Origin of the sequence: Delftia sp. SD018, assembly GCF_017355445.1 — a bacterium.
Lineage (GTDB): Bacteria > Pseudomonadota > Gammaproteobacteria > Burkholderiales > Burkholderiaceae_C > Comamonas > Comamonas acidovorans.
This window is the reverse complement of record NZ_JADDRN010000026.1, coordinates 37,576-55,164: the sequence shown is the minus strand read 5'-3', so window position 1 is coordinate 55,164 and position 17,589 is coordinate 37,576. Positions and strand designations below refer to the sequence as shown.

Below are 17,589 nucleotides of genomic sequence, written 5' to 3'. Positions count from 1 at the left end.
AAACCGCAGGCGAAAAAAAACCGGCCCAGAGAGCCGGTTTTTGGAAGCTGCGCCGTGATCAGTAGCGACCGCCGCCGTGGCCGCCATTGCCATAGCCGACGTCCGAACGCTTGCCGGCGTAACCCTGCGGGCTGTAGCCACCGGAGCTGCGGCCTTCTTCACGGGGACGGGCCAGGTTCACGACGATCGAGCGTCCGTCCACGGACATGCCGTGCAGGCCGGTGATGGCGGCCTGGGCGACTTCGGCAGAAGCCATTTCCACAAAGCCGAAGCCCTTGGAGCGGCCGGTTTCGCGGTCCATCATGACCTTGGCGGAGGCCACGTTGCCGAACTCGGCAAAGTTGCTTTCCAGGCTGGAGTCGGTCACGGAGTAGGGCAGATTGCCCACGTAGATTTTGGTGGTCATAGGAAAACCTCTTCGATTGGATGTGCGCAAAAGGGCGCACCGTTGGCATGCATGCGGCGGACTGTGCAATCCGCGGCGGTGAATGGGTGGGAGGGCGGCAGGCGGGCCGTCAGCACGCAGGCGGATGCTGCATGCAAGTCTGGAGCCAGCCCTGGGTGACGGCAAAAAGCCGTGCTGCTTCGCGGGAGGCGAACGCCTTGTCGAAACGGAATACGCGGCAGTAGCTGCCGTTGCCCTGAGAGCGATGGACCGCGAAGGAGGCGCGGAAGCGGCCGCAGTCGGTCGGGTGTGTCGAGGGCGAGACGACGTACTTGCCCATGGGGATGCCGGTGTTTGAAATGTGGTTCAGTCAGGTTCGCAGCCTTGAACAGGCCTGCGTGAGCATCTGGGAACTCGGTTGGCTGCAGCTCTACAGACCAACTGTGCGACAAAGGTCGCAAGAGACATCCTGCGGGGAGCGGCGGACAGCCGTTGTGCAGGGAAGGGAAGTGGGCGGCTTAAGCGCTTGGCCTCAACAACGGAGCTGACTATAACCTGTTGTGTATTTAGGCGCAATTTAATATTCTTTTTAATTGTAAAACAGTGCGTGGTCGCCGATTTTGTTATGTTATAACGTAACTGTTTTGATGCAGGGCAAGGTCGCTGACCGCCCTTTTTGACCAGGAAACCACCATGTCCCACTCCCTGACCACCAAGCAACAACGCGTGCTCGACACGCTGCGCCAGGCCGGCGCGCCGCTGACGGCCTATGCGCTGCTCGACCAGTTGCGGGACCACGGTTTGACGGCCCCTACCCAGGTCTACCGCGCGCTGGACAAGCTGGCCGAGCAGGGCGTGGTCCATCGCCTGGAGTCGCTGAATGCCTATGTCTGCTGCTCGCATCCGGACGAGGGCAGCCATGATTTCTCGGCGTTTGCGATCTGCGACAGCTGCGGCCAGGTCGATGAGTTCGTGGACGACGCGCTCAACCGCTGCCTGGGCAGCTGGGCGCATGGCAATGCCTTTGCGCTGGCCCACTCGAACATCGAACTGCATGGCAAGTGCTCCGCCTGCACCGCGCTCCCCGCCTGAGACCCCTCCCTGCGCATGCGGCCGCAGTGCCCGCCGCGCGATCCCTGTCCCTGTTCGAGAGATTCCATGATGCATACCGTAGCGCCGGTTCAGCCGCCGCATGCCCGATTGCCTGTGACCGTGCTGTCGGGTTTTCTGGGCGCGGGCAAGACCACCTTGCTCAACCACATCCTGCACAACCGCGAAGGGCGGCGCGTGGCCGTCATCGTCAATGACATGTCCGAGGTCAACATCGACGCGGCCCTGGTGCGCGATGGCGGGGCCGACCTGTCGCGCACCGACGAAAAGCTGGTGGAGATGAGCAATGGCTGCATCTGCTGCACGCTGCGCGAGGACCTGCTGCTGGAGGTGGCGCGGCTGGCGGGCGAGGGCCGCTTCGACCAACTGGTCATCGAGTCCACGGGCATCTCCGAGCCGCTGCCGGTGGCCGAGACCTTCACCTTCGCGGGCGAGGACGGACGCAGCCTGGGCGATGTGGCGCGGCTGGACACCATGGTGACCGTGGTCGATGCCTTCAACTTCCTGCACGACTATGGCTCGCGTGACAGCCTGCGCTCGCGCGGTGAATCGCTGGGCGAGGAGGACCGCCGCACCGTGGTCGATCTGCTGATCGAGCAGGTGGAGTTCTGCGATGTGATCGTGCTCAACAAGATCGACCTGGTCACCGAGGAGGACTGCACGCGGCTGATGGCCATCCTGCGCGGGCTCAACCCGCGTGCCAGGCTGGAGATCGCCTCCTTCGGCCAGCTGCCGCTGGATCGCGTGCTCGATACCGGGCTGTTCGATTTCGAGGAGGCCTCCAGGGCGCCGGGCTGGTTGCAGCAATTGCGTGGCACGCACCAGCCGGAGACCGAGGCCTATGGCGTTGCCGGCTTTGTCTACCGCGCCCGCCGCCCCTTTCATCCCCGGCGCTTCTTCGGCCTGGTGCAAAGCGAATGGCCGGGAGTGGTGCGCTCCAAGGGATTTTTCTGGCTGGCCAGCCATCCGGCGCTGGCCGGCTCCTGGTCCCAGGCCGGCGCCGTGGCCCGCCATGGCCCGGCCGGGCACTGGTGGGCCGCCGTGGAGGCCGAGCGCTGGCCGCGCGACCCCGAGAGCGTGGAGCGCATCCTGGACAAATGGGTCGATGGCGTGGGCGACGCGCGCCAGGAACTGGTGCTGATCGGCATGGGCATGGACGAGGACGCGCTGCGCGCCCGCCTGGACGAGTGCCTGCTGACCGATGCAGAAATGGCCCTGGGCCCGCAGGCCTGGGCGCAATGGGACAACCCGTTTCCCGACTGGAATTGAACGAATACCGCGCCGGCCTGGGTCGGCGCGGCCCCTGGAGCCCCGAATGCCTGCACCTCTTCCCGATGTTTCCCTGACCGATCCCGCGCCCAGCCTCAGCCCGCTGCAATGGGTGGGCATGCAGGGCATAGACCTGCCCGTGACCGTGGCCGAGCCCGGCTACTGGCGCGAGCTGCATGCGCGTGCCGATGTGCAGGTCGATCTTCCTGCGCCCCATGTCAAGGGCATACACATGTCCCGGCTGTACCGGCAACTGGACAGCCTGGCCGAGGAGTCCGCGCTGTCTGCCCTGGCGCTGCGCCAGGCGCTGCAGGCCATGATCGACAGCCACCTCGACTGCCAAAGCCGCAGCGCCCGACTGCGCCTGTCGCTGGACCTGCTGACCCAGCGGCCGGCCCTGGTCACCCACGATCTGTCGGGCTGGAAGTCCTATCCCGTGCGCCTGGACGCCACGCTGGCGCAGGGCGTGTTCCAGCTGCGGCTGCAGGTGAGCGTGGGCTATTCCTCGACCTGCCCCTGCTCGGCGGCACTGTCGCGCCAGTTGCTGGAGCATGGCTTTTTGCAGGCCTTTGCGGGCGAGCCCCTGGTGGAGCCGGACCAGGTGGCTTCCTGGCTGCGCCGGCATGGCACGCTGGCCACGGCACACAGCCAGCGCAGCGAGGCCCAGGTCAGCGTGGACCTGGCCTGTGATGGGCCGGACCTCGGCATCCTGCCCCTGATCGCCCGCGTGGAGCAGGCGCTGGGCACGCCCGTGCAGACCGCGGTCAAGCGCGCCGACGAGCAGGCCTTTGCCGCGCTCAACGGCCGCAACCTGATGTTTGTCGAGGATGCGGCGCGCCGCATACAGGCCGCACTGGAAGGCATCTACGCCCGGCCGCGCGTGCATGTGCGCCACATGGAGAGCCTGCATCCGCACGATGCCGTGGCCTGGGCATGACCGGCGAGCCGGCACCCGTTTCTCTACAACCCAAGGAGTTTTCCATGCAAGTTCTCTCGTCACTCAAGGAAGCCAAGCTGCGCCATCGAGACTGCCAGGTGGTGCGCCGCCGCGGCCGCATCTACGTCATCTGCAAGAGCAACCCGCGCTTCAAGGCCCGCCAGGGCGGCGCAAAGAACAGGCGCAAGGGATGATCCGCAAGAACCCGCGCGGCGACCTGCCGCGCATCCATGCCAGCGCCTTCGTGGACCCCACCGCCATCCTGTGCGGACTGGTGGTCGTGGAAGAGAACGTCTTCATCGGCCCCTATGCGGTGATCCGTGCCGACGAGATGGATGCGGACGGCCACATCGACCCCATCGTGATCGGTGCGCACTCCAACATCCAGGACGGGGTGGTGATCCACTCCAAGTCCGGCGCGCGCGTCAGCGTGGGGCAGCACACCTCGATCGCCCATCGCGCCATCGTCCACGGGCCCTGCACCGTGGGCAATGGCGTGTTCATCGGCTTCAACAGCGTGTTGTTCAACTGCGTGGTCGATGACGGCTGCGTGGTGCGCTACAACGCCGTGGTCGATGGATGCCATCTGCCGCCGGGCTTCTATGTGCCGTCCACTGCGCGCATAGGCCCGGAGACCGACCTGTCCACGCTGGCCCAGGTGCCCGCCGACGCCAGCGATTTCTCCGAGGACGTGGTCCGCACCAACAACGAATTGGTGCGCGGCTACAAGGCCATCCACAATGAGTTCTGACCGGCCGGGAGGGCTGCATGTCCGATTCCGCTGATCTCAAGAACCTGGGGCTGAAGGCCACGCTGGCGCGGCTGTGGGTACTGGACATCTTTCGCCACGGGGACCAGCGGCATCTGGCGGCGGAGGAGGTCTACCGCCAGCTGCATGACCAGGGCCGGGGCACCAGCCTGGCCACGGTCTACCGCGTGCTGGCGCAGCTGGAGCAGGCCGGCATGCTGCGCCAGCAGCGCTTTGCGGCGGGCAAGGCGGTCTATGAACTCGACGACGGCGAGCACCATGACCACCTGATCTGCACGCGCTGCGGCCTGGTGCAGGAGTTCCACGATGCCGTGATCGAGCAGCGCCAGAAGCTGCTGGCGCGCTCGCATGGCTTTGCCATCGTGGAGCACTCGCACATCCTCTACGGGCGCTGCATCAAGCCCGACTGCGAGCGGCTGGCGGGCCGGCCGGAGGCTACCTCTCCTTGAGGCTGCGCTGCGCACGCTCGCAGATGCGGCGCGTGGCGGGCACGGGCGATTCCTGGAGCCATTGCGCGCACAGGGCGCGCACCCAGTCGGGCCGGCTCTTGGCCGCGTCGTTGAGCCAGTTGGCCACCGAGTCCTGCACATAGGGCGAGGCATCGGCGTGCAGCCGCTGCAAAAGGGGCAGGGCGATCTCCGGCTGCTGCTTGAGCGCCGTGATATGGCTGCACCAGACGCCGCGCGGCCGCAGGGCCTCGCTGGCGAAGCGGCGCAGGCGGTCGGAGGGCCGCCTTGTCCACCGGGACAACTCGGCCACGGCCTGCGGCAGGTCGCTGGCCAGATGCGGGCGCACGCCCATCCACGACCATTCGCGCACGCCGAAATGCGCGTCATCGGCCAGCGGCTGCACCAGCTCCAGGCGTTGGCTCAGGGTCAGGCCCGGCTGCGCACCGGCCATGAAGCAGGCCCAGCCGCGCACCGTGTCAGAGCGGTGCGTGAGGCAGCGCTGCCAGCCGGCCTGGCCCAGCGCCTGCCACAGCAGGCCGCCAATGCACTCCATGCGTTTGAGAATGCCAAGCTGGCCCAGCGCCTGCGCCGTGTCCTCCAGTTGCGGCCACGCGTCGGGAAAGACGGCCTGCAGCAGCCGGGCCTGGTCCACGGCCAGGCTTTCGGTCAGCGTGGCGGTCTCGATCTCGCCCAGGGACAGGGCCTGCAGCAGTTCGGGAGTGATATCGACCGTGCGGTTGGCGCCCTTGCGCCGGGGCGTGGGCGCCGTCATGCGCTGACCTCCACGCCTGCGGCGGCCTTGGCCAGCAGCTTTCCCAACTGGCCGCGTTCGGCGGGCGACAGGTTGGAAAACAGGCCGGCGATCCATTGGCTGTGCCGGGCAAACAGCTTGCGCGCCAGCTGGCGGCCCTTGGCAGTGAGCTGCACGCGCAGCGCGCGGCGGTCGGCCGGGTCGGGCAGGCGCTCGGCCAGGGCCTCGCGTTCCAGGCCGTCCAGCAGGCCGGTCACGGTGGCGCGGGTGATGCCGGCCTGCTCGGCCAGGTGGTTGGGCGCCAGCCCTTCGCTGGCGGATTCCAGCAGGAACAGCAGCACGAAGCGCCCTTCGGACAGGCCATGGGGCGCCAGCAGCGCGGCGCAGTCACGGTCGATGCGCGCAGCCAGGGACAGGGTCTGGAAGCACAGCCGCATGCTGTCCACGTCGTCCAGCTTGCGGCGCTCGGCCTCGGCCAGCAGGGCCTGGTATTTCTGTTCGAGTTGCATGCGGCAAGCATACAGTATGGTGGCTAACCATGTGGCTGCGCCTCCAGGCAAGCAGTGGCCTGTGCGCGAAGGCTGCGCCTGCGGCGCAGCCTTCGCACGCCTATGAGCACGCCCGTGGCGCTCATCAGCAGGCCGCCCAGGCTGAAGGCCAGCAGCAGCCCATCCCACAGCGGCCGGCGCTGCAGCAGCGGCAGCCAGTCCCAGCTGTGCAGCATGGCGAACAGCCAGCGCTTGAGGCGCTGGGTGCCATCCAGCCGGCCCAGCACCTGGCCCGTGTGCGGGTCGATGTGCACCCAGCTGGCCGCGGCATCGCCAAAGACCACGCGCAGCACGGGCAGGGGCTTGTCATGGCCGCCCATCATGGTGTGCTCGGCGCGCTCGTACCAGTACAGGTCGTGCGCGGTCAACCATTCGCTGCGCAGCACGGGGGCGTCGATCAGCACGGCCGCGCGGTCCAGCAGGGCCTCGCGCGAATGGGCCACGGGCGCGGCGCTGGCGCTGTCCAGCACCAGGGGCGTACCGGCTGCGGGCTGGGCCAGCACCTCGGTGCGGCCTGCGGTGCGCAGCCAGCGCAGTTCGCGCACGGGGCCGCGCGCTGCGGCGATCAGCGACTGCGGCGTGGCGTCGTCCCCGGTCAGGCGCAGCGGGCCCTGCTGCCACCGGGCCATGTGCAGTGGTGGCGTGCCCGTGTCGAACAGGCGCCAGGGGTTCATGGACATCAGGCCGCTGAAGATCCAGGCCAGCGTGGTCAGCGCAAACAGCAGGCCCGCCACATGGTGCCAGCGCATGGCTCGGCCCGGGTAGGGCGTGCGCCGGCCGCTGCGGTAGGGCTGCCTGAACCGCCAGCGCATCACCCCGACCACGGTGCCGGTGACGGCCACGGCAATGCCGACCAGCGACAGCACGTTGACGATGTCGGCCCAGGCGCCATCAAAGGCATTGCCCCGGAACATGTACAGCCAGTGCAGCCAGGCGCCCAGGTAGTTCCAGCCGCGCTCGGTGCGCGTGGCATCGCGCACCACCTCGGCCGTGCGGCCGGAGATGTAGAGCAGCGTGCCCTGGGCATCGTCCAGTTGCACGCGGTGCAGGGGGCGGTGGATGTCCAGCGCGCGCGAGTGGCTGAAGGCATCCTCATCCACCGTGCCCAGGTAGTGCAGGCCCGTGCCGTCCCCCGCGAAGGCGCGGGCACTGGCCAGGGCCTGCGCCTCGCTGGTGGCGGGCAGCACCTGGCCGCTGGCCGCATCAATGGCCACGGGCTGGCGCCGCCCCTCGGGCGTGGCCAGGTAGCTGGCACGGCCGGCGCTGCCGGCATGCAGGCGCAGGTCCTTGAGCGGGCCGTCGATGCCGGCCGCGCGCAGCGCCTCGGCGGGCGCGAGCAGGGCGGCGTTGCCATCGAGCGGGGGCAGGTGGCGCAGCCGTTCGGCCTCGGTGAGCTTGGGGTAGCCCACATACATCATCACCATGCCCGAGACAAACCACAGCGCAAAGAACAGGCACACGGCAATGCCCAGCCAGCGGTGCAGCAGGAACAGCCAGCGTTTGAGGTGAAGGCGCATGGCGCGGCCCTCTCTCAGAACGCCACGCGCAGCGTGATATCGGCCGTGCGCGGCGCCCCCAGGTAGGCCATGGTGCTGGTCAGGCTGGCGGCATAGACGCGGTCCGTGGCATTGCGCAGCCGTGCAACCACGGTCATGCGCGGGTCGATCCGGTAGCTCAGGCCCAGGTCCAGCAGCGTGTAGGCAGGCCAGGACAGGGTGTTGGCCGCGTCGGCATAGATACCGCCCACGCGGCGCAGCCCGGCGTTGACCTCCAGCGCCGGCGTGATGCGGTAGCTGGTCCAGAGGTTGAGCACGCTGGCGGGCGTGTTCGTGGGCCGCTTGCCGGCCAGGGACACGCCGCCTTGCTGGTAGTTGTCATAGCGCGCGTCCACATGGCTCCAGTTGCCCTGGACCGACCAGCGCGGCGTGGGCGCCAGGCCCATGGACAGCTCCACCCCGCGCGAGGACTGCTGGCCCACCAGCACCGTGCGCGTGCTGTCCTGCGGGTCCTGGGTGGAGATGTTGCGGCGCGTGATGCGATAGACCGCCAGCGCCGCCGTTCCCTTGCCCTGCCAGAACGACAGCTTGCTGCCCGCCTCCACCTGGCGGCCCGTGGTCAGTCCGGTGTTGTTGATGGCGTCGGCAAACGAGGCGCCCATCAGCATGCCCGACGGCGGATCGGCCGCCGTGGAGAACTGCGCGTAGAGATTGGCCTCGGGCGTGGCATCCCAGACCAGGCCCACGCGCCCGGTCGTCGGGCTGTAGCTGCGGCTGTAGCTGGCGGGCAGCGCGGGCGTTACATCGCGGCGGTTGGTCAGGTCCACGTCGATGCGTTCATGGCGCAGGGCGGTCAACAGGTGCAGGGCCGGGGTGAGGGCCGTGCGGTTTTCCAGGTACAGGGCGGTGGTGGTGACCTTGTTGTCGCGGTCGGGCCTGAAGCCGGGTGCCATGCCGGGAATGTCGTAGAAGTTCTCTGTCGTGAAATCGTAGGGATTGACCGTGCTCACCGTGCCAGACAGGCTGTTCGGAAAGCGTGTCTGCCGGTTCACGCTCACATCCAGCCCAAAGGCCCATTCGCTGCGCCGGCCGGCCAGCTCGCCCAGGTAGCTGCCTTCGATGCGGTCGCCCACCATGCGCTGGTCATGGCGCTGCAGCAGCGCGGCCGAGCGCACCACCGCGCTGTTGTCGGGCGTGAAGCGGTAGGTCTCCACGTTGCGGTAGTCGCGCAGCGCGTCATAGGCGTAGAAGGTGTTGCTCAGCTTGAGCCGGTCGCTGGCCCGCCATTCGGTGATGGAGCGCAGCCACTGCACGCGCTGGGCGTACAGGCCGTCGGCGCTGTTGTAGTTCTTGCCGAGGGTGGCCTCGTCAATGCGCGCCTGGCCGCGCAGCGGGTTGAGCAGCGGCGTGCCCCAGTAGGGGCGGTCCACGCGCTCATGCTGGGCTTCGTAGGCCAGGGTGTGCGTCAGGCCGCCACCCAGGTCGGACAGCAGCGAGGCCGCCAGCTGCGTGGAGCGCGACTGCGTGCCGCCCACCCAACTGCCGGCATCGCGGTGGTTGAGGTCCAGGCGCAGGTAATGGGTGGTGCCCTGGCCTTCGCCGGCATCGCCCAGGCGGCGGTTCAGCCCTACGGAGGCTTCCTTGAGCCCATAGCTGCCCAAGCGCAGCTGGCCTTCGGTGAAGCTGTCGCGCTGGGCCAGTTTGGTGATGTAGTTCAGCGTGCCGCCCACGCCGCCTGCGCCATAGAGAAAGCCGGAGGCGCCGCCAATGGCCTCCACCCGGTCGTAGATCCAGCTGTCCACGGGCCGTGCCGCAATGGAGTACTGCAGGTTGATGCCGTTGAACAACTGGCTGACCGACCCCGTGCCGAAGCCCCGGTAGCTGATGCCGATGTTGCCGGGCGGGCTGTAGGCCGTGACGCCCGGAATGGAGCGCAGGATCTCCTGCGTGTCCTGGGCGCCACGCGCCTCGATGGCGGCGCGGTCCACGATGTGCACCGAGGCCGGTGTCTCGCGCGCCGTCAGGCCCAGGCGGCTGGCCGTGCCCACGGTCTTGTTGAGCGGCAGCAGTCCGTTGGCGTCGGCCGTGGCCTGGTCGGAGACTTCGACGGCGGGCAGTGCCGCCTCGGCCAGGGCCTGCGCGTGCGCGGCAGGTGCCCATGCGGCGCCCAGCGCGCAGCACAGCGCCGTGGCCAGTGGATGGAGACGAAAGGCGTGCGTGGACGCGCGCACCGGCGCCGCCATCGCGGGGAAAGGGGAAGAATTCACGAACTGACTCCGGGTCTTGCACCGCGCATGCGGTGCAGTCCTGGGCCACAGGCGCGGCACAGGCGGGCCGGGCGCGCATCAGCAGGCCCGGCGGCGATTCAAGAGAACACGGCAGTCAGCGGGGGAGGGCCGCGCGCCGGCAGCGGCGCGCGTGTGACGGAGGCAATGTGCGCCGCCACCAGTGGCAGCAGCGCGTGGGCCAGCGGCTGCTGGTGGGGCACGGCCATCGCCGGCAGGGCCGGCGGCGGTGCGCCAGCGGGCAGGCACATGGGGCAGTCGAGCTGGTGGTGGCCCATGCCAGGCGCCGCGCTGTCGCCCAGCGCCACCAGCTTGACGTCGCCGCTGGCCGTGCAGACCAGCTCGAATCCCTGGGGATGGACCAGGGGCGATGCCACGGCAACGCCCAGCGTCACGGCAAACCAGGCCAATATCAGCCGGGTGAGCCAGAACGAGGAGCGAAGCGCTTGCATGGGGCGTGATTATGGCTTGGGGGCTGGCGTCGGTGTGAACAGACTGCCGCCCAGCTTGACGCCAGCCTTCAGGCCGCGCTTGGCGAACCAGCCCTGGTTCATCTCCAGCACATAGCGCACGGGCTTGGCCGAGCAGTGCGAGTCCTCGGTCATGGGCTTCATGTCGGCCAGGTTCACGATGGTGCCGTCATCGGCCACGAAGGCGGCGGTCAGCGGCAGCAGGGTGTTGCGCATCCAGAAGCACTGCACGGCAGGCACCTCGAAGACGAAGATCATGCCCTCCTGCTGGGGCATTTCCTGGCGGAACATCAGGCCGATGGCGCGCTCGCGGTCCGAGGCGGCCACCTGGGCATCGATGCGATGGATTCCGGCCGTCAACTCCACGCGGCGCAGATTCATCTGGGGGTTGCCCTGGGGCTGTGCGCCTGCCGATACGGCGGCACCAGCCAGGCAGGCGGCCATGAGCAACCGCTGCAGCGCGCGGCGGGAAAGGGATGTGTGGAGGGGTGTCGAAGGCTTCGTCATCTTGCACATTCTGTCGCAGGGGGCGCGTGGCCGGACGCAAAAATCGGCCTGGCCGGGCCATCATGGCCGGGCGGGCGGCAAAAAGCCCGCAGTGCATTGCTGACTTGCGGGCTTTTTTGAGGGGATGCCTGCTGGCATCCCTTGGCATGGATCAGGCCACGGCCTTGTGTGCCTTCTTCGTGGAGCGCTTGGCGTGCTTCTTGCCGGAGTGCTTGCCGCTCTTGGCGACCTTGGCCTTCTTGGCTGTGTGAGCGGGAGCAGCTGCGGAAGCGGCCGTGGGAGCCGACATCGGCGCTTCGGGTGCTGCGGCGGCCTGTGCGAAGGCGCCTGCGGCAAACGAACCGGCGATCAGGACAGCGAGGAGTTTTTTCATATATGCCATTTCCTAGAAAAGCGGTAGAAGCCAAGTTGAATCAGACAACGGTGCGAAATTCTTGATGCACCGCACATGCTCAACGCGCTTACTGTATCGCCGTTGACAGGAGGGCGGCCCGATTGTCGTTAGAATTTTCTGCACCAAATTCGTGCCCGTTCCGGGCATTCACTCTTGCCTCGTGCACCAGCCAACGGAGACCCGTCCCCATGAACCGCTTCCAGCACATCCAGGTGCCGGCCGAGGGCCAGAAGATCACTGTCAACGCCGACATGTCGTTGAACGTGCCAGACCAGCCCATCATTCCTTTCATTGAAGGCGACGGCACCGGCGTGGACATCACGCCCGTGATGATCAAGGTGGTGGATGCCGCCGTGGCCAGGGCCTATGGCGGCAAGCGCAAGATCCAGTGGATGGAGGTCTTCGCGGGCGAGAAATCCACGCGCATCTACGGCCCCGATGTCTGGCTGCCCGAGGAAACCATGCAGGCCCTGCGCGAGTACGTGGTCTCCATCAAGGGCCCGCTGACCACGCCCGTGGGCGGCGGCATCCGCTCGCTGAACGTGGCGCTGCGCCAGGAGCTTGACCTCTACGTCTGCCTGCGCCCCGTGCAGTATTTCAAGGGCGTGCCTTCGCCGCTGAAGGAGCCCGAGAAGACCAACATGGTCATCTTCCGCGAGAACTCCGAGGACATCTACGCGGGCATCGAGTACGAGGCGCGCAGCGACAACGCCAAGAAGCTCATCGACTTCCTGGTCAAGGAAATGGGCGTCAAGAAGATCCGCTTCCCCGAGACCTCGGGCATCGGCGTCAAGCCCGTGTCCATCGAGGGCACGGAGCGCCTGGTGCGCAAGGCCATCCAGTACGCCATCGACAATGACAAGCCCAGCGTGACCCTGGTCCACAAGGGCAACATCATGAAGTTCACCGAAGGGGGCTTCCGCGATTGGGGCTACGCGCTGGCCGCGCGCGAGTTCGGCGCCCAGCCCATCGACGGCGGACCCTGGCTCAAGTTCAAGAACCCGCGCACGGGCCGCGACATCGTCATCAAGGACTCCATTGCCGACGCCTTCCTGCAGCAGATCCTGCTGCGCCCGGCCGAGTACTCGGTGGTGGCCACGCTCAACCTCAACGGCGACTACATCTCGGACGCGCTGGCGGCCCAGGTCGGCGGCATCGGCATTGCGCCCGGCGCCAACATGTCCGACTCCGTGGCCTGCTTCGAGGCCACGCACGGCACGGCCCCCAAGTACGCGGGCAAGGACTATGTGAACCCGGGCTCCGAAATCCTCTCGGCCGAGATGATGCTGCGCCACATGGGCTGGCGCGAGTCGGCCGACCTGGTCATCAGCGCGCTGGAAAAGGCCATCCAGAGCAAGCAGGTGACCTACGACTTCGCCCGCCTGATGGACGGCGCCACCCAGGTGTCGTGCTCCGGCTTTGGCGAGGTGATGATCTCCAAGATGGATTGACGGGCGCCCGCTCTCCATGAAAAAACCGCGCCAGGGCGCGGTTTTTTCTTTGCTGGTCGTTGAGGGATCAGCTCTTGGGCAGCGCACAGCCATCGGGCCCGCAATCCTCGCCTTGGGGCGCTGTTTGCTCGTCGGCGGTGATGGCCGCCACCTGCTGCACCCACTCGCCCAGTTGCTGCGCCCAGCCCTGTGCATCTCCCAGCCAGGGACCGATGTCGATGCGCTGTATGGCGCGCTGGCCCGGCTGCTCTGCCTCGGGGTGGTCGAACTCCAGCGCGAAGGTCGGGAAACCCTGGCCCTGGGCCAGTTCCAGCCATTCGCGCGACTGGGCGATATGGGCCTGGGTTGCGGCGCCCGAAAGGCGCTGGAAGGCGTCGGTGAAGGCCGCCACGTCCAGGCCCAGGTCCCGGGCCAGTTCCAGCAGCACGGCCGGATCGCTGATGCGCCGGCCTTCGACGTAGTGGGCCTGCTGCTGGCGCGCCAGCATGTCCAGGCCCCGGCCCGCCAGTTCCTCGGCGGCCAGCAGCGCCGTGGTGGGCGGTTCGGAGTCCAGCACGGCGCCCAGGTCGTTGAGCAGGCCGTCGAAGTAGGCCGTGCCGAAGGGCTGGCCCGTCATCTCCGCAATGCGCTGGTCGTGCGGCATCACGTGGCCGCGCCAGTCGGCCGTGATGGTGCGGGTGTGGGCGCCCGTGAGCATGCCGCCGCCATGCCATTGCAGCGTGACGCCGGGCACGCTGCGCGCGGCCTTGACCAGGGGCGCGGCGGCATAGCACCAGCCGCACAGCGGGTCGAAGATGTAGTGAAGGACAAAGGGCGGCTGCGCGGTCGTGGTCATGGCAGGAGCGGGCTGTGATGAAGGCGCCCACTGTAGCGGCTATTGGCTTGCCCGTGACGGGGCAGGGCCGCAGGCAGAATGGGCGACTGCCGCCGTGCAGCCACCGTGCTGCCATCGCCGATTCCGTCTGCATTGCCATGCGCCTCAAATCCACGCCGCCTCCGTCCGATCCGTCCGTTCTCTCTGCCCCGGCCGCCGAGCCCAGCGTCCAGTCCGTCGCCCGGCGCGGCATGCTGGGTTTTCTGCTGTTCTGGCTGCTGGTCATGGGCGTGCTGTACTGGGCCATGCAGATGTACCTGAAGCCGGCCGGCGTCAAGGTCCAGGCCGATGGCACGGTGGCCATTGCGCGTGACCGCGATGGGCATTTCCGCGTGGAAGGGGCCGTCAACGGGCAGCCCGTCATGTTCCTGGTGGACACGGGCGCCAGCATGGTCGGCGTGACCGAGCCGCTGGCCGAGCGCGCAGGCCTGGACGGCGGTGAGCCCGTGCGCTTTCGCACCGCCAATGGCGAGCGCGACGGCCGCATGGTGGTGGCCGAGCAGGTGCGCGTGGCCTCCCTGGTGGTCAGCGGCCTGCGCGTGGGCACGGGCTATACCGGCAGCACGGACAGGGATGCGCTGCTGGGCCAGAACTTCCTGCGCCAGTTCGATGTGGAAATACGCGGCGACCGCATGCTGATCCATCCGCGCGGCAGCGGGTCTTCGCCCAAGCGGTAAGTACGTAAGCAACTAAGTAACTAACTAGTTAAGCAAGGGAGAGGGACATGACAAACAACGCCTTTCGCACCGACAGGCGCAGATGGCTGCAGACGGGCGCAGCCCTGGCGGCGCTGGGCTGCACGGCCTGTGCCAGCGTGGGGCAGGGCGGTGCCTCTTCCACCGGCGCCGGTACCGGCACCGGCCTGGCCGAAGACCTGGGCGAACGCCTGGAACAGGGCGTGCAGAGCGGAGAACTGGCGAACCTGCACGCCGTCGCCGTGATGCGCCACGGCCGGCTGGCGCTGGAGCGCTATTTCCAGGGCGAGGACGAACGCTGGGGCGAGCCGCTGGGCAAGGTGGCCTTCAACGCCGACTCCCTGCACGATGTGCGCTCGGTCAGCAAGAGCATCGTCGGCCTGCTGTACGGCATGGCCCTGGCCGAGGGCAAGGTGCCCGCGCTGGACACGCCCCTGGTCCAGGCCTTTCCCGCCTACGGCGATCTGGCGGCCGATGAGGGCCGGCGCGCCATCCTGGTCTCCCATGCCCTGGGCATGACCATGGGCCTTCAATGGGACGAGGACCTTCCGTATTCCGACCCGCGCAACAGCGAAATCGCCATGGAGCGCAGCAGCGACCGCTACCGCTACGTGCTGGAGCAGCCCATCGTCGCCCCGCCCGGCGAACGCTGGTGCTACAGCGGCGGGGCCACGGCCCTGCTGGGCCATCTGATCGCGCAGGGCAGTGGCATGCCGCTGCTGGACTATGCGCGGCACAAGCTGTTTGCTCCGCTGGGCATCGACAAGGCCGAGTGGACGCCTGGCACCAACGGCGAGGCGGCCGCCGCCTCCGGCCTGCGCCTGCGGGCGCGGGACCTGGCCCGCATCGGCCAGCTGGTGCTGCAGCAGGGCGAGTGGCCGGGTGGAAGGCAAGGCCGGGCGCTGGTGCCCCGGCATTGGATTGTGCAATCCATTCAGCCGCGCGTGGACGCCTGGCCCGGCCTGCGCTACGGCCACCACTGGTACGTGGGGCAGACCCGCGCCGGCCTGGCGTACTACATGGCCATCGGCCTGGGCGGCCAGCGGCTGGTGGTCGTGCCCCAGCATTCGCTGGTGTATGCCGTCTTCATGGGCAACTACGACAGCCCCCAGCAGGTGCAGCGCGTGGGCGCCGTGCAGGGCCTGATCGCCGCTGCCTTGCGTTGACTGCCTGGCGTTGACAGCCTTGCCCTGACAGCCGAGCGCGGGCACGTCGGGCGTGCGAGAATCCCGGCTTCCAAGGTCGGCCGCATGCCCGGCTCGCGCAAGCAGGGCGCGAAGCGGGGCGGGCCGGTGCGTGTCGAGGCTCGATCCACTTTCCTGGTTCCGGTGCCGGCCCATGAGCCCCTGAGGCCATGGCGCCGGTTGTTTCTGCCTCCCGCATGATCGCCAGATCACCGTTTGCCCGTGTCCCACCGCCAGCCCATCCGCATCGCCGACCGCCACCAGTTCGACACCCTGATCGACGCCCGTTCGCCTGCCGAATTCGCGCATGACCACATTCCCGGCGCCATCAACTGCCCCGTGCTCGACAACGAGGAGCGCGCCCGGATCGGCACCATCTACAAGCAGGTCAGCCCCTTCGAGGCCAAGCGCCTGGGCGCGGCCATGGTCTCGGCCAATCTGGCGCGCCATCTGCAGGAAACCTTCGCCGACAAGCCCGCCAACTGGAAGCCGCTGGTCTACTGCTGGCGCGGCGGCCTGCGCAGCGGCTCCATGGTCACCTGGCTGCGCCTGGTCGGCTGGGATGCCCAGCAACTGGCCAACGGCTACAAGTCCTATCGCGGCCATGTGATCGAGCTGATCGACCGCCTGGTGCCCCAGCTGCGCCTGCAGGTGCTGTGCGGCGCCACCGGCAGCGCCAAGACCCGCGTGCTGCACGCCCTGGCCGAGGCCGGCGAGCAGGTGCTGGACCTGGAGGGCTATGCCAGCCACAAGGGCTCCTTGCTGGGCAACCTGCCCGGCGTGGAGCAGCCCAGCCAGAAATACTTCGAGACGCTGCTGGCCCAGCAGCTGGAGAGTTTCGATCCGTCGCGCACCGTGTACGTGGAAGGCGAGAGCGCCAAGATCGGCCGCGTGTCCCTGCCGCTGGTGCTGGTCGAGCACATGCGCCAGTCGCCCGTGATTGCGCTCGATGCCACGCCCGAGGCACGCCTGGCCTACCTGCTGCGCGACTACGCCTACCTGGGCGACGATCCGCAGACGCTGGCCGACAAGCTGGGCTGGCTCAAGGAGCTGCAGGGCAAGGAGACCATCTCGCGCTGGCAGGCCTGGGCGCATGAGCGCAGCCTCTCGCCGCTTTTCTCCGAGCTCATGGCCCAGCACTACGACCCGCACTACGAGCGCTCGCAGGAGCGGCATTTCACGCAGTGGCGCACGCGCCGCAGGGTGCAGGCCGACGACCTCAGCGAGGCCGGCATCGCCGCGCTGGCGCAGCAGATACTGGCGCTGGATGGGGCATCGGCCGCATGAAGCAGCTGGGTGGATCAGGCGTTTGAATCAGGCGTGTGAATCTGCCAGCACCGGGTACAGCGACAGCAGCAGCAGGGCGGCCATGCCCCAGTTGAAGCGGCGCAGTGCCTGCGGCGAGCGCAGCGCGCGCCCCACGGCGCTGCCGAACAGCGTCCAGACGCTGACGCTGGGATAGTTCACGATGCCCAGCACCAGGGCGGCCAGCACCAGGTTGACGAAGAAATCCTCGCGCGGCGTGTAGGTGGCAATCACGCCGATGGCCATGATCCAGGCCTTGGGATTGACCCACTGGAAGGCCGCCGCCTGCCAGAACCCGAACGGCCGGGCTCCCGCGTTGCCGCCGTCGATGCCGCCGCTGCCCGCAATCTTCCAGGCCAGCCAGACCAGGTAGGCCGCGCCCAGGTACTTGAGCGCGGTGTAGATCACCGGCAGCCGCTCGAACACCGCGCCCAGGCCCGCGCCCACCAGCAGCACCATGACCACCACGCCCAGGGTGATGCCCAGCATATGGGGCACGGTGCGGCGGTAACCGAAGCTGGCGCCCGAGGCCGTCAACATCACATTGTTGGGGCCGGGCGTGACGGAGCTGACGAAGGAGAACATGGCCAGCGGCAGCAGGAACGAGGTGTGGGCGGTATCGAAGGGCATGGTGGCAACAGGCATGGCAGGGAATCCGGCGCCCTGTCTGCGCATGCCGCAGGCCGCGGCGCCGTCAGACCATGCTAATG

Annotated in this window: 21 protein-coding genes; 10 read left to right on the top strand and 11 right to left on the bottom strand. The window is 68.1% G+C overall.

Annotation, left to right across the window (positions count from 1 at the left end; translation table 11 throughout):
- Window positions 1-58: 58 nt before the first annotated feature.
- A complete protein-coding gene (locus INR38_RS22580) occupies window positions 59-406 on the bottom strand; it encodes an RNA-binding protein (RefSeq protein WP_012205474.1) in 348 nt (115 codons plus the stop codon).
- A gap of 109 nt (window positions 407-515) precedes the next feature.
- The gene (locus INR38_RS22575) at window positions 516-725 is read right to left on the bottom strand and encodes a hypothetical protein (RefSeq protein ID WP_012205475.1); all 210 of its coding nucleotides are present in this window, start codon (window positions 723-725) and stop codon (window positions 516-518) included.
- 353 nt (window positions 726-1,078) lie between these two features.
- Here INR38_RS22575 and INR38_RS22570 point away from each other — a divergent pair, with 353 nt between their 5' ends.
- The 6 genes from INR38_RS22570 to fur all read left to right on the top strand — a co-directional run bounded on the left by INR38_RS22570 (window position 1,079) and on the right by fur (window position 4,919).
- A complete protein-coding gene (locus INR38_RS22570; RefSeq protein ID WP_051940745.1) occupies window positions 1,079-1,477 on the top strand; it encodes a Fur family transcriptional regulator in 399 nt (132 codons plus the stop codon).
- Between the two features lie 66 nt (window positions 1,478-1,543).
- Window positions 1,544-2,764 (top strand): zinc metallochaperone GTPase ZigA, encoded by a 1,221-nt coding sequence (zigA, locus tag INR38_RS22565; protein ID WP_207443484.1) that lies wholly within the window; start codon window positions 1,544-1,546, stop codon window positions 2,762-2,764.
- 46 nt (window positions 2,765-2,810) lie between these two features.
- The gene (folE2, locus tag INR38_RS22560) at window positions 2,811-3,701 is read left to right on the top strand and encodes a GTP cyclohydrolase FolE2 (protein ID WP_207443483.1); all 891 of its coding nucleotides are present in this window, start codon (window positions 2,811-2,813) and stop codon (window positions 3,699-3,701) included.
- A 44-nt stretch (window positions 3,702-3,745) separates the two neighbouring features.
- Window positions 3,746-3,895 (top strand): type B 50S ribosomal protein L36, encoded by a 150-nt coding sequence (gene ykgO, locus INR38_RS22555; RefSeq protein ID WP_013802515.1) that lies wholly within the window; start codon window positions 3,746-3,748, stop codon window positions 3,893-3,895.
- Window positions 3,892-4,452, top strand: a complete 561-nt coding sequence (locus INR38_RS22550; RefSeq protein WP_013802514.1) for a carbonate dehydratase — start codon at window positions 3,892-3,894, stop codon at window positions 4,450-4,452. The genes ykgO and INR38_RS22550 overlap by 4 nt, the downstream gene beginning before the upstream one ends.
- Before the next feature lie 17 nt (window positions 4,453-4,469).
- On the top strand, window positions 4,470-4,919 hold the full coding sequence (gene fur, locus INR38_RS22545) for a ferric iron uptake transcriptional regulator (protein ID WP_199138414.1): 450 nt from the start codon (window positions 4,470-4,472) through the stop codon (window positions 4,917-4,919).
- On the opposite strand, the gene INR38_RS22540 is transcribed toward fur, so the two are convergent.
- The 7 genes from INR38_RS22540 to INR38_RS22510 form a co-directional block, all read right to left on the bottom strand.
- Window positions 4,906-5,691: a DNA alkylation repair protein gene (locus INR38_RS22540; protein WP_207443482.1), complete on the bottom strand. Its 786-nt coding sequence runs from the start codon at window positions 5,689-5,691 to the stop codon at window positions 4,906-4,908. The genes fur and INR38_RS22540 overlap by 14 nt on opposite strands.
- On the bottom strand, window positions 5,688-6,179 hold the full coding sequence (locus tag INR38_RS22535) for a MarR family transcriptional regulator (protein ID WP_207443481.1): 492 nt from the start codon (window positions 6,177-6,179) through the stop codon (window positions 5,688-5,690). Before INR38_RS22535 ends, INR38_RS22540 begins: the two co-directional genes overlap by 4 nt.
- 23 nt (window positions 6,180-6,202) lie before the next feature.
- The gene (locus INR38_RS22530) at window positions 6,203-7,735 is read right to left on the bottom strand and encodes a PepSY domain-containing protein (RefSeq protein ID WP_207443480.1); all 1,533 of its coding nucleotides are present in this window, start codon (window positions 7,733-7,735) and stop codon (window positions 6,203-6,205) included.
- A 14-nt stretch (window positions 7,736-7,749) separates the two neighbouring features.
- On the bottom strand, window positions 7,750-9,957 hold the full coding sequence (locus INR38_RS22525; RefSeq protein ID WP_207443506.1) for a TonB-dependent siderophore receptor: 2,208 nt from the start codon (window positions 9,955-9,957) through the stop codon (window positions 7,750-7,752).
- 122 nt (window positions 9,958-10,079) lie between these two features.
- A complete protein-coding gene (locus tag INR38_RS22520) occupies window positions 10,080-10,451 on the bottom strand; it encodes a DUF2946 family protein (RefSeq protein WP_043821811.1) in 372 nt (123 codons plus the stop codon).
- A gap of 9 nt (window positions 10,452-10,460) precedes the next feature.
- Window positions 10,461-10,913 (bottom strand): DUF192 domain-containing protein, encoded by a 453-nt coding sequence (locus INR38_RS22515; RefSeq protein WP_043796166.1) that lies wholly within the window; start codon window positions 10,911-10,913, stop codon window positions 10,461-10,463.
- A gap of 214 nt (window positions 10,914-11,127) precedes the next feature.
- Window positions 11,128-11,349 carry a hypothetical protein gene (locus INR38_RS22510; RefSeq protein ID WP_012205488.1) on the bottom strand — a complete coding sequence of 74 codons (222 nt, stop codon included), beginning with the start codon at window positions 11,347-11,349 and terminating at the stop codon, window positions 11,128-11,130.
- A gap of 209 nt (window positions 11,350-11,558) precedes the next feature.
- Between INR38_RS22510 and icd the strand changes: the two genes are divergently transcribed.
- Window positions 11,559-12,821, top strand: coding sequence for an NADP-dependent isocitrate dehydrogenase (gene icd / locus INR38_RS22505; protein WP_207443479.1), 1,263 nt, complete (start codon window positions 11,559-11,561; stop codon window positions 12,819-12,821).
- Between the two features lie 67 nt (window positions 12,822-12,888).
- Here icd and INR38_RS22500 read toward each other — a convergent pair whose 3' ends face one another.
- On the bottom strand, window positions 12,889-13,656 hold the full coding sequence (locus tag INR38_RS22500) for a DsbA family protein (protein ID WP_207443478.1): 768 nt from the start codon (window positions 13,654-13,656) through the stop codon (window positions 12,889-12,891).
- 137 nt (window positions 13,657-13,793) lie between these two features.
- On the opposite strand from INR38_RS22500, the gene INR38_RS22495 reads away from it, so the two are divergent.
- The 3 genes from INR38_RS22495 (at window position 13,794) to mnmH (ending at window position 16,861) form a co-directional block, all read left to right on the top strand.
- On the top strand, window positions 13,794-14,372 hold the full coding sequence (locus INR38_RS22495; protein WP_242699157.1) for a TIGR02281 family clan AA aspartic protease: 579 nt from the start codon (window positions 13,794-13,796) through the stop codon (window positions 14,370-14,372).
- A 47-nt stretch (window positions 14,373-14,419) separates the two neighbouring features.
- On the top strand, window positions 14,420-15,556 hold the full coding sequence (locus tag INR38_RS22490; protein WP_207443476.1) for a serine hydrolase: 1,137 nt from the start codon (window positions 14,420-14,422) through the stop codon (window positions 15,554-15,556).
- 240 nt (window positions 15,557-15,796) lie between these two features.
- Window positions 15,797-16,861, top strand: a complete 1,065-nt coding sequence (mnmH, locus tag INR38_RS22485) for a tRNA 2-selenouridine(34) synthase MnmH (RefSeq protein WP_207443475.1) — start codon at window positions 15,797-15,799, stop codon at window positions 16,859-16,861.
- A gap of 27 nt (window positions 16,862-16,888) precedes the next feature.
- Here the strand turns inward: mnmH and INR38_RS22480 are convergent, their stop codons facing one another.
- Window positions 16,889-17,524: a LysE family translocator gene (locus INR38_RS22480; protein WP_199961805.1), complete on the bottom strand. Its 636-nt coding sequence runs from the start codon at window positions 17,522-17,524 to the stop codon at window positions 16,889-16,891.
- Window positions 17,525-17,589: the final 65 nt, after the last annotated feature.

What these genes read in the sequence shown, in the direction of transcription:
- INR38_RS22580 (WP_012205474.1), bottom strand. Translation starts at nt 406, where the DNA reads ATGACCACCAAAATCTACGTGGGCAATCTGCCCTACTCCGTGACCGAC.
- INR38_RS22575 (WP_012205475.1), bottom strand. Translation starts at nt 725, where the DNA reads ATGGGCAAGTACGTCGTCTCGCCCTCGACACACCCGACCGACTGCGGC.
- INR38_RS22570 (WP_051940745.1), top strand. Translation starts at nt 1,079, where the DNA reads ATGTCCCACTCCCTGACCACCAAGCAACAACGCGTGCTCGACACGCTG.
- zigA (WP_207443484.1), top strand. Translation starts at nt 1,544, where the DNA reads ATGATGCATACCGTAGCGCCGGTTCAGCCGCCGCATGCCCGATTGCCT.
- folE2 (WP_207443483.1), top strand. Translation starts at nt 2,811, where the DNA reads ATGCCTGCACCTCTTCCCGATGTTTCCCTGACCGATCCCGCGCCCAGC.
- ykgO (WP_013802515.1), top strand. Translation starts at nt 3,746, where the DNA reads ATGCAAGTTCTCTCGTCACTCAAGGAAGCCAAGCTGCGCCATCGAGAC.
- INR38_RS22550 (WP_013802514.1), top strand. Translation starts at nt 3,892, where the DNA reads ATGATCCGCAAGAACCCGCGCGGCGACCTGCCGCGCATCCATGCCAGC.
- fur (WP_199138414.1), top strand. Translation starts at nt 4,470, where the DNA reads ATGTCCGATTCCGCTGATCTCAAGAACCTGGGGCTGAAGGCCACGCTG.
- INR38_RS22540 (WP_207443482.1), bottom strand. Translation starts at nt 5,691, where the DNA reads ATGACGGCGCCCACGCCCCGGCGCAAGGGCGCCAACCGCACGGTCGAT.
- INR38_RS22535 (WP_207443481.1), bottom strand. Translation starts at nt 6,179, where the DNA reads ATGCAACTCGAACAGAAATACCAGGCCCTGCTGGCCGAGGCCGAGCGC.
- INR38_RS22530 (WP_207443480.1), bottom strand. Translation starts at nt 7,735, where the DNA reads ATGCGCCTTCACCTCAAACGCTGGCTGTTCCTGCTGCACCGCTGGCTG.
- INR38_RS22525 (WP_207443506.1), bottom strand. Translation starts at nt 9,957, where the DNA reads ATGGCGGCGCCGGTGCGCGCGTCCACGCACGCCTTTCGTCTCCATCCA.
- INR38_RS22520 (WP_043821811.1), bottom strand. Translation starts at nt 10,451, where the DNA reads ATGCAAGCGCTTCGCTCCTCGTTCTGGCTCACCCGGCTGATATTGGCC.
- INR38_RS22515 (WP_043796166.1), bottom strand. Translation starts at nt 10,913, where the DNA reads ATGGCCGCCTGCCTGGCTGGTGCCGCCGTATCGGCAGGCGCACAGCCC.
- INR38_RS22510 (WP_012205488.1), bottom strand. Translation starts at nt 11,349, where the DNA reads ATGAAAAAACTCCTCGCTGTCCTGATCGCCGGTTCGTTTGCCGCAGGC.
- icd (WP_207443479.1), top strand. Translation starts at nt 11,559, where the DNA reads ATGAACCGCTTCCAGCACATCCAGGTGCCGGCCGAGGGCCAGAAGATC.
- INR38_RS22500 (WP_207443478.1), bottom strand. Translation starts at nt 13,656, where the DNA reads ATGACCACGACCGCGCAGCCGCCCTTTGTCCTTCACTACATCTTCGAC.
- INR38_RS22495 (WP_242699157.1), top strand. Translation starts at nt 13,794, where the DNA reads ATGCGCCTCAAATCCACGCCGCCTCCGTCCGATCCGTCCGTTCTCTCT.
- INR38_RS22490 (WP_207443476.1), top strand. Translation starts at nt 14,420, where the DNA reads ATGACAAACAACGCCTTTCGCACCGACAGGCGCAGATGGCTGCAGACG.
- INR38_RS22480 (WP_199961805.1), bottom strand. Translation starts at nt 17,524, where the DNA reads ATGCCTGTTGCCACCATGCCCTTCGATACCGCCCACACCTCGTTCCTG.